Consider the following 15,820-nt stretch of genomic DNA (forward strand, 5'->3'; position numbering starts at 1 on the left):
ATGCGGGTGTGACCGTTATCGGCACGGGTCGGGGCACCGCACATGCCGCGACGCTATAGTGGCGCCATGCGCGACATCCTCGACCGCCAGAAACTCGCCCAGCTCAACGACGGCTCGCCCTCGGCCGCGTTGCGCATCGATCGTCTCGACCGCGCCATCGGCTTGCTGGTCGACCATGCCGCCGACATCGCCGACGCGTTGCGCGAGGACTTCGGTCATCGGCCGATCGTCGCGTCCATGGTCACCGACGTGGCGGCGTCGATCGAGCCGCTGAAGCATGCGCGCCGTCACGTGCGGCAGTGGATGCGTCGCGAACCGCGCAAGGTATCGCCGCGTGCCCTGGCGTGGCTTGGCGCACGCGCCTGGATCGACTACCAGCCCAAGGGCGTCGTCGGGCTGATCTCGCCGTGGAATTTCCCGTTCAATCTCACCTTCGCACCGTTGGCCGGGATTCTCGCTGCGGGAAACCGGGCGATGATCAAGCCTTCCGAATTCACGCCGCGCTCGTCTGCACTCATGCAGCGGCTCATTGCAGGTGCGTTCGATGAGACCGAGGTCGCCGTTTTCACTGGCGACGCCGACGTGGGCGCAGCCTTTGCGGCGCTGCCGTTCGATCATCTGATCTTTACCGGCGCGACATCGGTTGCGCGACACATCCTTCGTGCGGCAGCAGAGAATCTTGTACCGGTCACGCTCGAACTGGGCGGCAAGTCGCCGGCCATCGTCGGTCGCGACGCCGATCTGGACCTCGCCGCACGACGACTGATGTTCGGCAAAGCGCTCAACGCAGGCCAGGTCTGCGTCGCGCCGGACTACGTGCTCGTAGAGCGAAGCAAGGTGGACGCCTTGATCGGCGCATTGAAGAATGCCACGGTCGCGATGTTCCCCACCTTCGATGGCAACGCCGACTATGCGGCGATCGTCAACGCCAGGCACTTCGATCGCCTGTGCGGTTATCTCGACGACGCCGAAGCCAAGGGCGCCGTACGCCATCCGCTGCATGTTCAAAACGGCAGGGCGGACGAGCGGCAGCTTGTACCTACCGTGCTGACCGGGGTGAACGACGGCATGGCGGTCATGCAAGAAGAAATCTTCGGGCCGATTCTGCCGATCGTTCCGTATGACGCGATCGATGACGCCATTGCGTACGTCAACGCCCATCCGCGTCCGCTGAGCCTCTACTACTTCGGCGACGACCGCGCCGAAAGCGAGCGCGTACTTTCGCGTGTCGTGGCAGGTGGCATCACGCTCAACGACACGATCGTGCATCTGACGATGGACGATCTGCCTTTCGGTGGCATAGGTCCGTCAGGCATGGGGGCATATCACGGAGTAGACGGCTTCCGGACATTCAGTCATGCACGTGCCGTCTATCGGCAATCGCGCTTCGATATCACGGCGTTGCTGCGGCCACCGTACGGGGCGGCGATAAAGCGCCTGCTGGCTCTGAAAATCCGGCGCTGACGCGCCACGCGAAGAGGTAACGCTCGACCCTCTTCGCGTGGTGGTGTCTCTTACAGCTTGGCGCCGAGCAGCTCTTCGAGCTTGCGCTGGTCCACGGCGAACTTGCGGATGCCTTCGGCCAGCTTGTCGGTGGCCATCGCGTTCTCGTTGTGGCCCCAGCGGAACTTGGCCTCGGTGAGCTTCTCGGTGGCCGCTTCGCGGCGACCCATGTCCTTCAGCGCGACCGGCAGGGCGTCGTTCGTTTCGTCCAGTTCCTTCAGCAACTCAGGCGCGATCGTGAGGCGGTCGCAGCCGGCGAGTGCCTGGATCTGGCCGATGTTGCGGAAGCTGGCGCCCATGACGACCGTCTTGAAGTCGTGCAGCTTGTACCAGTCATAGATGCGGCGGACCGACTGCACGCCCGGATCTTCCTCGGGGGCGTAGGTCTTCTTGTCGGTATTGGCGACGTACCAGTCGAAGATGCGGCCCACGAACGGCGAGATGAGGAACACGCCGGCTTCGGCGCACGCCACGGCCTGCTCGAAGCTGAAGAGCAGGGTGAGGTTGCAGTCGATGCCTTCCTTCTGCAGCTTTTCTGCAGCGCGGATGCCTTCCCAGGTCGAAGCGAGCTTGATCAGCACGCGCTTGCGATCGATGCCGATCTCTTCGTACATGCCGATCAGGCGCTTGGCCTTCTCGATGGAGGCGGTCTCGTCGAACGACAGGCGGGCATCCACTTCGGTGGACACGCGGCCCGGCACGAGCTTGAGGATCTCGCGGCCGATCAGGACGGCGAGGCGGTCGCTGGCGTCCGTGAGCTGGCGATCACGGTCGCCGCCCTGGGACTTGGCCCACTGCACGGCCTCGTCGATGTAGCCCGCGTAGTTCGGGATACCGGCGGCCTTGAGCAGAAGCGACGGATTGGTGGTGGCGTCCTGCGGCTTGTACTTCTCGATGGCCGAGATGTCGCCGGTATCGGCCACGACGGTGGTGATCTTGCGGAGCTGTTCGAGTTGGCTGGTCACGTTGGGGGTTCCGTTACCTGATAAGGGATCTATTGTCGCGCCTATCGCCCGACAAATGTAGGCATCCGTAAGTATCGGTCAGCGGACATCCACCTCCCGTGAGCGGCTGAGTGCCCCTGGGTCAGTACAGGTCGATGGGATCGACGTCCAGCGACCAGCGGACCTTGCGTGCCGCCGGAAGGCCGGCGAGCGCTTGCTGCCACGGTCGCAGGAAGTTGTGCAGGCGCGCGCGCGTGCTCGCCTCGACCAGGAGCTGGCCGCGATGCCGGCCGGCGCGCAGCGGCATGGGCGCCGGCATCGGCCCGGCGACGCGCAGTTCCTTCGGCTCACCGATCAAGGCGTGTGCCTCGGCGAGGAAAACGTCCACCTCGGCGCGGCCCAGGGCATCGGCGCGCAGAAGCACCTGATGCGCGTAGGGTGGCAGGTCGAGCAATCGCCGTTCATCGAGCAGCCCGGCCGCTACCGCCGCGTACCCGCCGCGCAACAAGGCGTGCAGCATCGGGTGGTCGGGATGATGGGTCTGCAGAAGCACGCTGCCGGGCTTGCTCGCGCGGCCGGCGCGGCCGGCGACCTGCACGACCAGTTGAGCCAGGCGCTCGCCCGAGCGGAAATCGATGCTGTGCAGCCCTTCGTCCACACCGACGATGGCGACGAGGGTGAGGTTGGGCAGGTCGTGACCCTTGGCGAGCATCTGTGTGCCGACCAGGATCGCCGGCTTGTCCTCGCGCAGGCCGTCGAGCATGTCGCCGAAAGCGTCGCGCCGCCGCGTGGTTTCGCGGTCGATGCGCACCACCGGTATCTCGGGAAAGCGTTCCGCCAAGGCCTCTTCGAGGCGCTCCGTGCCCTGGCCCTGTGGGCTGAGATTGGCCGAGCCGCAGCTGGGGCAGGCCGCGGGTACCGCCGTCGTGTAATCGCAGTGGTGGCAGATCAGGCGCCGCCGTCCGGCATGCAGTGTCAACGGCCGGTCGCAGCGTGGGCAGTCGGCGTGCCAGCCGCAGTCGTGGCACAGCAGGACGGGCGCGTAGCCCCGTCGATTGCGAAACACGAGCGCCTGCTCGCCGCGCGCTACGCAGGCCGCCACGGCGTGGACCAGCGTCGGCGACAGACCATGGTCCAGCCGCTGCGCACGCATGTCCACGATCTGCACGCGCGTGGGCTGCGACGCGCTCGGTCGTGCGCGCAGCACCAGCCGGCGATAGCGCCCGGCTTCGACGTTGCCCAGGGTTTCGAGCGACGGCGTGGCCGAGCCCAGGACCACCGGCACGCCCAACGCACGAGCGCGCACCACGGCGAGGTCGCGTGCGTGGTACCGGAAACCTTCCTGCTGTTTGTAGGACGGGTCGTGCTCTTCGTCCACGACGATCAGGCCGGCCTCCGGCAATGGGGTGAACACGGCGGAACGCGTGCCGAGAATCACGCGCGCGCTGCCGTTGCGGGCGCGCAGCCAGGCGCGGGCGCGCTCGCCCTCTGCAAGATTCGAATGCAACACTTCCACCGCCACGCCAAGCCGCTCGCGCAGGCGGCGCACGGTCTGCGGCGCCAGCCCGATCTCCGGCACCAGCAGCAGGGTCTGCTTGCCCTCCGCCAGCGCCCGCTCGATCAGGGCGAGATAGACCTCGGTCTTGCCGCTGCCGGTGACGCCATCCAGCAGGTAGGGCTGGAAACCGCCGAAGCCTTCGCCGATCGCCGCCACGGCGGCCGCTTGTTCGTCGCTCAGGGCCGGGCCTGGCGCGGGCATGGCGGGCATGGATGCCTCTTCGACCATGCTCTTTTCGAGCAGGCCGGCTTCCAGCAGCCGCCGCGACGCGGCGCGCCAGTCGGGCAGGGCGAGGCCGAGGTCCTCGGCGCTGCGCGGTCCATGGGCGAGAGCTTCCAGAAGGGTGGCTGATGCGCCCTTGCGGCGCTTGCCGTCGTGCGCCTCGCGGCCTGTTTCGGTCAAACCCCAGACCTCGCGGCCCGTAGCGGGCAGCGGCCGCGGCTCGCGCAAGGCGAGCGGCAAGGCATTGGCCACCGCCTCGCCCGGAGCGCCGGCCCAGTAGTCGGCAGCCCAGGCCAGGGTCGCGAGCAGTTCGGCGTCCAGCAACGGGTAAGGGTCCAGTACCTCGACGACCCGCTTCAGACGCTTCGTGCCCACCGCCGCCTCGGCCGCGGGATCCACCACCACGCCAACCATTTCACCCCGGCCGAACGGCACGCGCACGCGGGATCCCGCCTGGACGTCACCTGCCTCCGGGGGCAGGTAGTCGAACAGCGTGGGCAGCGGTACGGGAAGGGCGACGCGTAGGACGGCGGTCATGAGCTCGGACGGATTATCGCAGAGCCTGTTTCATGGGGTATGCCGATTTTGCTGGTCAATGATTGGTCACCGGCACATGGGCTTGCCCGCGAATGAGATCCCTCGAAAGAGGAATACGAGCTAAGTGCCTGCTGGGCGACCGCTTTCCGTGTTATCCACAAGTCCTGTGGATAACTCTGTGGATGAGCCTCGGATGGGAGGCATCCAGGGCGCATGGTTGAGCCGTTCCGGTTAGCTTGGGTACATTTTAACCAAGCTGAAATGTATCTATAAATCAAAGGGTTGTCCGTTTGCTCGACCGGGCCGTTCACTGACTGTCCATGAAGACTTGACAAACGCGAAGGCCCCTCGCGGCCTGTGCACAACCCTCTGGCGCTTAGGAGAAAGTCCTAGTGCGCTGCACCGATGAGAAAGGCAAAGCCCACGGCGAAGATCACGAGCCAGAAATAGACGCTGCCTATCAGCCAGTACTTCAGCAGCGTCATCGGCCAGCCCTGCCGATAGACCCGTTTCTGCATCAGCAGCAGGTAGATGGGCATCCAGGCCCACATGACGAACTGGACCAGGCCGATCAGCTTGGCCGCGATCGCCGCATGGGGCTGGATCGCCTCCTTGGCGAAGCCGAGGATCATCAGGCCGAGCAGGGAAATGAACAGGAACGCGTGGCTGTGCAGCGCCACGATGATGTGTTCCATGTAGAGCCGGCGGCGGAACACGTAGAACAGTTTCAGGATCAGCGCGAAGACCGGGATCATCACCAGCAGGGTCTGCGGGAGCACCGAGAAGAAGCCTTCACCCATCCGATGCAGGACCTCGGTTTTCTGTTCGCCGCCCGCCTGCAGCTGCACGATATTCGACTTGAAATGGGCGATGCCGGTAGCAAGCCGGCGCGTCACGAAGTCCGGTAGCCAGGCGATGTCGACCACGGTGGGCTGGTGCACCCAGTTTTGATTGCGATGCTCCGTCAACGGCATCGAAGGCTGCCCGGCCGGCGGGGCGATGGGGGGTGCCTTCAGTTCGGTCAGTCGGCGATTGGCGGCTTCGAGCACCACGTCCTTGGCCACACCCAGCCCCGCGCGAGCGGGAGCCGGCAGGGCCGGGTTGGCCATGGCTTCGTCAAGGTCGTCGATCTGTCCGTTGTAGAGCTTGAGCACTTCATCGGGCGTCTTCGCCGCCTGGAAGGCGGCCACGTCGTCGGCTGCCGGCTTGCCGTCCGTGACACCTTCGCCGAAGCGCACCTCGCTGAAGGCTAGGTGCACGAAGAAGAATGCCAGCAGGCAGAACACGAACATCAGCCGGAAGGGCGCGATGTAGCGCACGCGGCGGCCCGAGAAGTATTCCAGCGTGAGGAAACCGGGCTTCGTGTACAGCGGCGGGAGCGTATGGACGATCCGCTCGTCCAGGTGGAAGAACAGATCGCCCGCGTCTTCCAGCATGTGCGAGATCGGGCGTATCACGCTCTTGATCGACTGGCCGCAGCGGTGACAGAACTCGCCCTGTAGCTCCGCGCTGCAGTTCGCGCACAGCAGGACGGGCGAAGGCTTCAGCTCGTTCATCCGTTGTTCCTCCCCTTTCGGCTGCGGATGATGGCACGGCAACCGCTACAATGGGCGGCCCCTTACCGCGATCCTTCCATGTCCATCGACCGCGCCCGCGCGCGGCGAGAGATCGGCGCCACCTTGCGGTTGGCCCTGCCGATGATCGTCGCTCAACTCTCCGCCATCGGCACCAACGTGGTCGATGCCGTGCTCGCCGGCCACCAGGGCGCGCACACGCAGGCGGCTGTCGTCACCGGCGCGAGCATCTGGGTGCTGGCGATCGTAACGGGCATCGGCACGATGATGGCAGTGCCGCCTACGGTGGCTCAGCTCGACGGTGCCGGTCGGCGCAGCGAGGTGGGCCCGGTGTTCCACCAGGCCCTCTATATCGCTTGGGGGCTCGGCCTGCTGCTGGGCATCGCGGTCTGGCACGCCTCGCCGTTGATGGCGATTTTCGGCGTCGCGCCCTCCATGCGCCCGGACGTTGAGGCCTTCCTCCACGCGATCTGCTTCGCCGCGCCTGCCCTCACCACCTATTTCGCGCTGCGCGGTTTGTCCGAGGGGCTGTCGATGCCGCGCCCGTCGATGTATTTCAGCTTCGGTGGCCTGCTCGTGCTGGCGCCGCTGGGTTACGTGTTGATGTACGGCAAGCTGGGTCTTCCCGTGCTTGGCGCGCGGGGCAGCGGCATCGCCACGGCGATCGTACTGTGGCTGGAAATGCTGGGTTTTGCGATCTACGTGCTGAAGCACCGCAACTACCGCGACCTCCACCTGCGCCAGCGCATGGCGGTGCCGAACACGAAGCAGATCGGCCAGCTCCTGCATATCGGCGTGCCGATGGCGGTCACGCTGCTGATGGAGGCCGGGCTCTTCGTGGCGGTGGCGCTGTTGATCGGGCGGTTGGGCGAAACCGTGACGGCCAGCCACCACGTCGCGCTCAACGTGGCCTCGGTCGCTTTCATGATTCCGCTGGGGCTGTCGATGGCGATCACGGTGCGCGTCGGCAACGCGGCCGGTCGGCGTGACGTCGCTGGCGTGCGTTACGCCGGCATGTCCGGCATCACGCTCGTGCTGGTGACCCAGTTCGTGTCCTCCGGCGTGATGCTGCTCTTTCCGGAAGCCATTGCGCGTCTCTACACGAACGATGCGGCGGTGATCGCGACCGCATCGCAGCTCATGATCCTGGCTGGCTTCTTCCAGTTCTCCGACGGCATCCAGGTCGCCTCCAACGGCGCGTTGCGCGGCCTCAAGGACACCCGTGTGCCGATGGGTATCACCCTGTTCGCCTATTGGGGCGTGGGCATGCCGGTCGGCTGGTGGCTCGCCTTCCATCGCGACCTCGGCGCGCGCGGCATGTGGATGGGCTTGATCGCGGGCCTGAGCATGGCCGCGATCCTGCTGTTCGCAAGATTTTGGCGCAGTAGCGCCAAAGGCAATTGGCGCAACGATCCGGAGACCGCGGCGCCCCTGCCATTCCACACGTGATACCAACGGGCCGACGCGCTACGCTGCGCGCGACCTTCGAGGAACCGCTTAGATGTCGGACCGCTACGACGCCGTGCCACCGCCCCTGCCGAGCCGCCCCCAACCGGTACCGCCGCCCCGGCGAGGCGGCTTTGGACGTTTCCTGCGCGGCCTGGGCCGCGGCATCAACATCACGCGACTGGTGATCGTCAACACGATCTTCTTCGGTCTGCTCGCAGCGATCCTGCTGGTGGTGTTCCTCGGTAGCCGGGCCAATTTGGTGGACGAGGGCACCGTGCTGGTGCTGGCACCCGAAGGCTCGCTGGTGGAGCAGTACAGCGCCGATCCGCTCTCGCGGGCCATTGGCCGCATGTCGGGCGACGGCGTGAAGCAGGTGCAGGTGCGCGATCTGGTCCGGGCGATCGACAGCGCCGCCAAGGATCAGCGCATCACGCGCATCGTGCTGCGTCCGGACCGCCTGCAGCCCGGCGGCTTCGCCGCGCTGCGCGAGGTTGGCGCGGCGCTCGATCGCTTCCGCAAGGCAGGCAAGCCGGTGCTGGTCTGGGCCAACAGCCTTGAGCAGGGCCAGTACTACCTCGCCGCACACGCGGACAAGGTCTACATCGATCCGCAGGGTGGCGTGATGGCTACGGGCCTCGCGAACTACCGTCTTTTCTACAAGGATCTGCTCGACCGTCTCGGTGTGCAGGTACATCTGTTCCGCGTCGGTCAGTTCAAGAGCGCGGCAGAGCCATTCATTCTGGATCATGCGTCGCCCGAATCGAAGGAAGCCGATGCATTCTGGCTCGGCGGCCTGTGGACCACGTGGATCGACGAAGTCGCACGCATGCGTGGCATCGACCCTGCCGCGTTGCGCGCCGACGTCGACGAGTTGGCCGAACGCGTGCGCGACGCCAAGGGCAGCCTCGCCCAGCTCGCGGTGGAAGAGAAACTGGCCGATGGCATCGCCACCGAGCAGCAGTTCGTGCAGATGCTGCGCAAGGAAGGCGTGCCGGCGGGCAAGAAGGACCAGTCGTTCCGCCAGATCGATCTGGCCGGCTATCTCGCCGACCGCGGTCTCTCGCAGGCCGACATGCTACAGACGGGTCCGGGCGTGACCGTAGTCGTGGCCGAGGGCGAGATCACAGGCGGCAAGCAGGCGCAGGGCACCATCGGCGGCGAGTCGACGGCAGCGCTTATCCGCAGCGTGCGCAAGGACCGTCGCACCCGTGCGCTGGTGCTGCGCGTGAATTCGCCGGGCGGCGAGGTGTATGCGGCCGAGCAGATCCGTCGCGAGGTCGAACTGACGCGCGAGGCTGGCATCCCCGTGGTGGTATCGATGGGTGACGTCGCCGCGAGCGGCGGGTACTGGATCTCGATGAATGCGAATCGGATCTATGCCGAGCCGAACACGATCACCGGCTCCATCGGTATCTTCGGCATGTTCTTCACCGTGCCGGATACGCTCGCCAAGATCGGCGTGAAGAGCGACGGCGTTTCGACGGGCTCGCTTGCCGGCGCGTTCGACATGACCCGCCCGCTCGATCCCAACGTCGGCGTGCTGATCCAGAGCATTATCGACAAGGGTTACCGCGATTTCGTCGGCAATGTGGCGAAGGCGCGCGGCAAGGACTACGCCGCCATCGACGCCATCGCGCAGGGTCGCGTGTGGACCGGCCAGCAGGCGATGGAGCGCGGCCTGGTCGATCGCATGGGCAGCCTCGACGACGCCATCCGCGACGCGGCGACGGAGGCCGGCATGGGCAAGGACTTCAACGTGCGCTACGCCGAGAAGCCCATGGGTGCATTCGAGCGTTTCCTGACCAGCGTCGGCGACAGCAGCGAAGCGCGCGTGGCGATGTCCTGGGGCCTGCGCCTGCCGTCATGGGTGGCCGAATTGCCGAAGCTGGCGCCGGAGTGGTCGCTGTTCCGCAACGCCGAGGCCGGCAAGCCGCACGTCTACGCCTACTGCTTCTGCTCGCCGCACTGAGGTTCGCGCGGACTTAGTTGGCTTGCGCCTCGATGGCCTTGGCTTGCGCCTTGGCCTGGTCGTCCACGACCTTTTGCACGTCCTGCGCCTTCTTTTTCTGCGCTTCCATCGAGTCCCACGGGGTTTCGACCCGCGCCTGAGGCGCGGGCGGCTCGTGCGGTTGAGGTGGCTTCGAACAGGCCGCGCAAGCGGTCGCCAGAGCAAGGAGCGGGAGATAACGGGACATGGCGGTCCTCCTGGGTCGGGACGAGTCTCGCGCGCCCGCGAGGTCAGCGCAAACGCGTTCCGTAGAATTCCCCATGCCGTTCCACGTCCATGTGCCAGTCGAACAGGGTGGAGAGGGCGTTTCCGTCGAGGAGTTGCTCCTTGCCCCCCTGGGCATGGAGGCGCCCATCGCGCAGCATCACGACGTGCTCGATCTCCGGCACGATCTCTTCCACGTGATGGGTGACGAGCAGCAGCGTCGTTCCACTCCGCGCAAGATCGCGCAACAGGTCGAGGAAGCGCCTGCGCGTGCCGGGGTCCAAGCCGGCACACGGTTCGTCCAGCAGCAGGGCCCGCGGCCGATGGACCAGCGCACGTGCGATCAATACCCGGCGGGCTTCGCCGGTCGATAGCGTGGATACATCTCGGTCAGCCAGGTGCAAGGCGCCCACGCGATCCAGTGCCTCCACGGCCCGCTCGCGCATGGCGTCGTTCACGACGTGGTCCAGGCCCAGCGTCATCGATGCGAAGAAGCCGGAAAGCACCGTGTTCAGCGCGCTCTCGCTGCTGGTTTCGAACTCACGGCGCAGGTCCGAGGACACGACGCCAAGCAACGAGCGCAGTTCGGCCACGTTCCACCGATCGCGGCCGAAGACGCGCACCACCGGCGAGCCATCGTCGTGGACGAGCGGATAGATGCGTCGCTCGATGAGCTTCACCAGCGTGGACTTGCCCGAACCGTTCGGTCCGAGAATCGCCGTGTGCTGGCCGGGAGCGATGTCGAGCGTGAGCGCATCGAGCAGGGGGCGACCATCGCGAAGCACGGTCGCGCGGTCGATCGAAAGCAGCGGAGAGGTATCCATGCCTCGGAGCATACCGCGCACATCAGCCGTTCCCTTGTACGATGCCCGGCATCGCACGGGAGACCCGACATGCATCCACGACTCACCAACTGGCGCCTCGACGGGCGTACCGCCCTTGTCACCGGCGCGAGCAAGGGCATCGGCTATGCCTGCGCCCGGGAACTGGCCGCCCTCGGCGCCGACGTCCTGCTCGTGGCCCGTGACGAACTGGTGTTGCAGGAAGTGCGCGACGAACTCGCCGACGAATGCCCCGATGTGGAAGTGCTGGGTATGGCGGCCGACCTTGCCGACCACGAGGACCGCCTCGCGGTGTTCGACTGGGTGGCCGACCTCGGCATGAACCTCTCCATGCTCGTCAACAACGTCGGCGGCAATACGCCGAAGGCGACATTGGATTACGAGGACGACGAATACCGCGCTCTGTTCGAACTCAACGTGTTTTCCGCGTTCGAGATGAGCCGTGCCGCGTATCCGCATCTCGTGCAGCACGCGCACGCCGCCATCGTGAACGTCGGCTCGGTATCGGGCATCACGCATGTGCGTACCGGTTCGCCGTATGGCATGACCAAGGCCGCGCTGCACCAGATGACGCGCAATCTCGCCTGCGAGTGGGCCGAAGACGGTATCCGTGTGAACGCCGTTGCGCCCTGGTACATCCGCACCCAGCGCAGCGAACCGGCATTGGCGGACGTGGAATACCTGGAGGAAGTGCTCGATCGCACGCCGATGGGGCGCATCGGCGAACCGGAGGAAGTGGCCTCTGCAGTGGCCTTCCTGTGCCTTCCCGCTTCCAGCTACATTACCGGCGAGATCATCGCCGTGGATGGCGGTTTCCTGCGCTACGGCTTCTAAAGCCATTAAGATACGCGGTTCCCCAGCGCCGGCTCGTCGCGAGCGGTGGGCGCATCCGCAGCTTTTCGAGTGACCTCATGAACATCGGTATCGACTTCGGTACGAGCTATTCCGCCGCCGCAACGTATGTGGATGGCGAGCTGACGCTCGTTCACTTCGGCGACGCCAAGCAGTTCCGCACCGCCGTCTTCTTTCCCGAAGTGGTGCCGGATCCGAGCGATTTCCGTCTCACGCCCGAACTCGACGCGCAGGTCGAGGCCCACGTGCGCGACGCGCGTGCACAGCAACGCCAGTTCGCCACCGAGGCGCGGCAGCAGGGGCGTTCGTATACCGAGCGCAGCGATGCCGATCTGCATCGCGATGCGTTGCGCACCGTGCGTCGCCAGTGGATGGAACGCCGTGCGGCGGAATCGCCCACCGCCACGGTCGAGAGCTTTCAGCACGCCCTGTTCGGCGACGACGCCGTGCAGGCCTACCTCGAATATGGCGATGGCAATCTGATTGAATCGCCGAAGTCGATGCTGGGTTATCGGCTCGACCCGCAGGTGCGCAAGGTGATCGTGCACATCGCCACGCATATCCTCGAACACATCCGCCTCGCGGCGAGCCGCCAGCTTGGCGGACCGGTGCGCACGGCCGTGATCGGGCGTCCCGTGCATTTCCGTAGTTCGATGGGGGATAGGGGCTCCGAGCAGGCCGTGGAGATCATCCGCGAAGCCGCGGCCGTTGCGGGCTTCGATGCCGTAACGTTTCTCGAAGAACCCGCCGCGGCCGCCATGCATTATCACAAGCGCCTCGCTACGCGGCAGACGGCGCTCATCGTGGACATCGGCGGCGGTACCACCGACGTCGCCTTTGCCGAACTGGGTGGCGACGAGCTGCCGCGCATCGTCCGCACCTGGGGCCTCGCCAAGGGCGGTACCGACCTCGATGTGAACCTCAGCATGCACAGCTTCATGCCGCAGCTCGGTAACAACCTCACGCGGGTGCCGGTGCACCACTACGTGGAAGCGGCCAGCGTGCACAACCTGCCGAAGCAGCGCGAGTTCCGTCGGCAGGATTACCGCTTCGTGGACGAACCCTGGCAATCGCGCCTGCGCGCGCTGCAACAGCCTGGCGCCACCACCCGGCTCAACCAGACCGCCGAACGCAGCAAGATCGCCCTGAGCAGCGACGCGGAGACGGCCGCGGACCTCGGCTTTCTCGAGCCGGGCCTCGGCGTAAGCGTGGCACGCAGCGACCTCGATGCGGCGGTCGAGCCGTTCGTCGAGCGCATGCAGCGCCTGCTCGCCGAAGTGCGTGCGGAGTGGCCGGGCGTTCCCGGCAGCGTGTTCCTCACCGGCGGCACATCGCGTTCGCCGGTAGTCAAGGCCGCCGTGCGCGAAAGTTTTCCCGATATCCCGCTGGTCGAAGGCGATCCGTCGCTCGGCGTCGTCTCCGGTCTGGCGGTGGCGGCTGTCGAGGGGAGTACCGAGCCCGCATCGGCGTAACGCTAGCCGCAGCCCTTCAGTTGCGCTTGGAGCTGGGCATCCTTCACGTCCAGCGGTCCGCGCTCGCTCTTGAACGCGTTGCGGATCTGTCGCTGGTTGGCCTCCGCATCCTCGCGCAGCACCTGGCACGCTTCGGCGGGCGAGAGCGGGCGGCACTGGTCCTGCACCCATACGTAGTTGCGCGTCGCCACGGCGGCCGCCATCCCATTGCCGCGGTTCAATTCCGGCGCGGAAGCAACGGCGGCGCCGCGACCGTACGCATCGGACAGGGGCTGGCTCACGGCGCCGAGCACGCCGAACGGCGCCTGGTACGGCGCCGGTTGCCCGTTCTCGCTCGTGTACGGCTTGCCGTCGGTCGCACGTATGCAGCCGAACAGCCGGGGCGGTGGAACCGTCGCCGCGGGTGGGGGCGTCGCATCCGATGCGTCGGTGCGTGCCGGTGCCTCGGGCATCGGAGCCACCTGTCCATCGGCGGGCACGGAGTCGGGCAGGGCGATCGTCTCCTGGCGCTGGTTCTTCGCGCAGGGCGCCTGCTGGTAGATGGTCTGGCCGCCCGCCTGGCACTTGTAGACCGTGGTGGCCGTCGTGGTGCCACTCGCAACGCATAGCGCCAGTGTCATCACGAGACAGCGCACGATCAGAACTCCGCCACGTGGTCCTCGCAAGCGAGGCCGAGCGTCATGGCGCCCTCGCCGACGTTGACCATGCCCGTGATGCCCATCGGCGATTCGAGCACCGTCACGCCCGCGTCCTCGCAGGTTCGCACGAGCGCGTTATAGCCCGGCAGGTTGCGCATTTCATCCAGGTCGCCGCCGTAGCTGAGCGACAGCGAAGGCACCAGCAGGCCGGCCTGGACGCGCTTGGTTGCATATTCGAACAGGGTCAACGCCCCTTGTTCGAAGCCGCGCACCTTGCCCACCGGGCCGGTTTCGCCGCGGTGCGCGCGGAGAATCGGCTTGATGTCCAGCGCCGTGCCGAGCATGGAACTCAGGAAGCTCACGCTGCGATCGCCCTTGCTGCGGGCACGCGAGCGCAGGTAATTCAGATCGCGCGGCAGCATGTAGCCGTAGGAACAGTCGGCCACCTGAGCCGCCCGTTCGCGCACTTCGGCGGGCGACTTTCCCGCCTGGATCATGCGCACCGTTTCGGCGATCGTCGGCGCCGAGCCGGCAAAGATGTTGCGTGTGTCGACCACGCGCATGAGGAAGGGGCCAGCGATCCCCGCCGCTTCGCGGATGGGCCGGTAATTCTTCAGGATGGCGAAGCTCGCCTTGATGACGTTGTCGTGGATCGGGCTGCGCGTGGCCATGATGGTCAGGCATACGACGCAGTCGAAGTCCTTGACCATGCGTTCCAGGAACAAGGTCTGCACATCCTCGACGGAGCTGGCTTCCGTCTCGGCGGAATGACTGCGGCTGCCCAGCTTCTGATCGCGGAATCGCTGGATTTCCACCGGATCGCGGTCGTCCTTGAAACGCTGCTGATCCACCTTGACCGCGATCGGCATGACGGCGATGCCGTTCCTGATCACGAACTCATGCGGCACGTCACAGGCCGCGTCGATCGCCACACCGATTCGCATCGGTCCACCCCCGTCGAAGGCCATACGGCCCCGTGGCGCCCGGATCGCCCTTTGCGCTCCAGCTCGCCCCGCTGGGCCGGATGCTACACTTGCATGAATGAATTTGGCACTCCGCCGGCGTGGCGTCGCCGGTAACCGCGCCGTCGGCATGCAAGGGCGAACGCCGCCGGCGCACGCGCATCCGGATTCGACATGAAAACCAAGAACGACATCGTCTCCAACTGGCTGCCCCGCTATACGGGCACGCCGCTGGAGGGCTTCGGTCGGCATATCCTGCTGACCAACTTCGGGCATTACGTGGAACGTTTCGCCCAGGACCATGGCGTGGAGGTCCGCGGCCGCGACCGGCCCATGCCCAATGCCACGGCCGACGGCATCACCCTCATCAACTTCGGCATGGGCAGCCCCAACGCTGCCACGGTCATGGACCTGCTCAGCGCCATCGAACCCCAGGCCGTGCTGTTCCTCGGCAAGTGCGGTGGCCTGAAGCGGAAGAACGCCATCGGCGACCTGGTGCTGCCGATTGCCGCGATCCGTGGCGAAGGTACGTCCAACGACTACCTGCTGCCCGAGGTTCCCGCCCTGCCGGCGTTCCAGCTCCAGCGCGCGGTCTCCACGATGATCCGCGATCTCGGCCACGACTACTGGACCGGCACGGTGTACACGACCAACCGCCGTGTCTGGGAGCACGACGACGGGTTCAAGGACTATCTCCGCCGCACCCGCTGCATGGCGATCGACATGGAAACCGCGACGATCTTCGCCGCCGGCTTCGCCAACCACATTCCCTGCGGCGCGCTGCTGCTGGTCTCCGACCAGCCGATGATCCCCGAAGGCGTGAAGACCGAGACCAGCGACGCGTCCGTCACCGCAAACTACGTCGATCGACACATCAAGGTCGGTGTGGAAGCGCTGAAACTCGTACGCCGCCACGGTCGCAGCGTGAAGCACCTGCGTTTCGAAGACGACGGCGAATAAGCGCTGCTCGCGAAGCCGCGGGAAACAGTGACGAACGCCACCGTTTCTCGCGGCGCTGCGCATTTTGAGTTTTGTTCCATAGAGTGCGTGCTACC

Annotated in this window: 13 protein-coding genes; 6 read left to right on the plus strand and 7 right to left on the minus strand. The window is 66.1% G+C overall.

Features of this window, described 5'->3' with window-relative positions; all coding sequences use genetic code 11:
- Positions 1 to 42: 42 nt before the first annotated feature.
- Positions 43 to 1,464 carry a coniferyl aldehyde dehydrogenase gene (locus tag BT115_RS09485; protein ID WP_072322384.1) on the plus strand — a complete coding sequence of 474 codons (1,422 nt, stop codon included), beginning with the start codon at positions 43 to 45 and terminating at the stop codon, positions 1,462 to 1,464.
- A 50-nt stretch (positions 1,465 to 1,514) separates the two neighbouring features.
- On the opposite strand, the gene tal is transcribed toward BT115_RS09485, so the two are convergent.
- The 3 genes from tal to BT115_RS09500 form a co-directional block, all read right to left on the minus strand.
- Positions 1,515 to 2,468 carry a transaldolase gene (gene tal, locus BT115_RS09490; RefSeq protein WP_072322385.1) on the minus strand — a complete coding sequence of 318 codons (954 nt, stop codon included), beginning with the start codon at positions 2,466 to 2,468 and terminating at the stop codon, positions 1,515 to 1,517.
- Positions 2,469 to 2,589: 121 nt separating this feature from the next.
- Positions 2,590 to 4,764 carry a primosomal protein N' gene (locus BT115_RS09495; RefSeq protein WP_072322386.1) on the minus strand — a complete coding sequence of 725 codons (2,175 nt, stop codon included), beginning with the start codon at positions 4,762 to 4,764 and terminating at the stop codon, positions 2,590 to 2,592.
- 389 nt (positions 4,765 to 5,153) lie between these two features.
- Positions 5,154 to 6,320 carry a DUF3667 domain-containing protein gene (locus BT115_RS09500; RefSeq protein WP_072322387.1) on the minus strand — a complete coding sequence of 389 codons (1,167 nt, stop codon included), beginning with the start codon at positions 6,318 to 6,320 and terminating at the stop codon, positions 5,154 to 5,156.
- 78 nt (positions 6,321 to 6,398) lie between these two features.
- Between BT115_RS09500 and BT115_RS09505 the strand changes: the two genes are divergently transcribed.
- Both BT115_RS09505 and sppA read left to right on the plus strand, forming a co-directional pair.
- Positions 6,399 to 7,787, plus strand: a complete 1,389-nt coding sequence (locus BT115_RS09505; RefSeq protein WP_072322388.1) for an MATE family efflux transporter — start codon at positions 6,399 to 6,401, stop codon at positions 7,785 to 7,787.
- 52 nt (positions 7,788 to 7,839) lie between these two features.
- Entirely contained in the window at positions 7,840 to 9,756 is a 1,917-nt protein-coding gene (sppA, locus tag BT115_RS09510) for a signal peptide peptidase SppA (protein WP_072322389.1), read from the plus strand.
- Positions 9,757 to 9,769: 13 nt separating this feature from the next.
- Here sppA and BT115_RS09515 read toward each other — a convergent pair whose 3' ends face one another.
- The gene (locus BT115_RS09515) at positions 9,770 to 9,982 is read right to left on the minus strand and encodes a hypothetical protein (protein ID WP_072322390.1); all 213 of its coding nucleotides are present in this window, start codon (positions 9,980 to 9,982) and stop codon (positions 9,770 to 9,772) included.
- 43 nt (positions 9,983 to 10,025) lie between these two features.
- Positions 10,026 to 10,823, minus strand: a complete 798-nt coding sequence (locus tag BT115_RS09520) for an ABC transporter ATP-binding protein (protein WP_255369399.1) — start codon at positions 10,821 to 10,823, stop codon at positions 10,026 to 10,028.
- A gap of 69 nt (positions 10,824 to 10,892) precedes the next feature.
- On the opposite strand from BT115_RS09520, the gene BT115_RS09525 reads away from it, so the two are divergent.
- Positions 10,893 to 11,675: an SDR family oxidoreductase gene (locus BT115_RS09525; protein WP_072322392.1), complete on the plus strand. Its 783-nt coding sequence runs from the start codon at positions 10,893 to 10,895 to the stop codon at positions 11,673 to 11,675.
- A gap of 77 nt (positions 11,676 to 11,752) precedes the next feature.
- Positions 11,753 to 13,165 (plus strand): Hsp70 family protein, encoded by a 1,413-nt coding sequence (locus tag BT115_RS09530; protein WP_072322393.1) that lies wholly within the window; start codon positions 11,753 to 11,755, stop codon positions 13,163 to 13,165.
- A 2-nt stretch (positions 13,166 to 13,167) separates the two neighbouring features.
- Here BT115_RS09530 and BT115_RS09535 read toward each other — a convergent pair whose 3' ends face one another.
- Together BT115_RS09535 and BT115_RS09540 are read right to left on the minus strand one after the other, a co-directional pair.
- Positions 13,168 to 13,800 carry a DUF4124 domain-containing protein gene (locus BT115_RS09535; protein ID WP_083527400.1) on the minus strand — a complete coding sequence of 211 codons (633 nt, stop codon included), beginning with the start codon at positions 13,798 to 13,800 and terminating at the stop codon, positions 13,168 to 13,170.
- A 2-nt stretch (positions 13,801 to 13,802) separates the two neighbouring features.
- Positions 13,803 to 14,747: a DegV family protein gene (locus BT115_RS09540; protein WP_177257397.1), complete on the minus strand. Its 945-nt coding sequence runs from the start codon at positions 14,745 to 14,747 to the stop codon at positions 13,803 to 13,805.
- A 192-nt stretch (positions 14,748 to 14,939) separates the two neighbouring features.
- Between BT115_RS09540 and BT115_RS09545 the strand changes: the two genes are divergently transcribed.
- Positions 14,940 to 15,725 (plus strand): AMP nucleosidase, encoded by a 786-nt coding sequence (locus BT115_RS09545; RefSeq protein ID WP_072322394.1) that lies wholly within the window; start codon positions 14,940 to 14,942, stop codon positions 15,723 to 15,725.
- Positions 15,726 to 15,820: the final 95 nt, after the last annotated feature.

The organism is Luteibacter sp. UNCMF366Tsu5.1 (assembly GCF_900119235.1).
Classification (GTDB): domain Bacteria; phylum Pseudomonadota; class Gammaproteobacteria; order Xanthomonadales; family Rhodanobacteraceae; genus Luteibacter; species Luteibacter flocculans.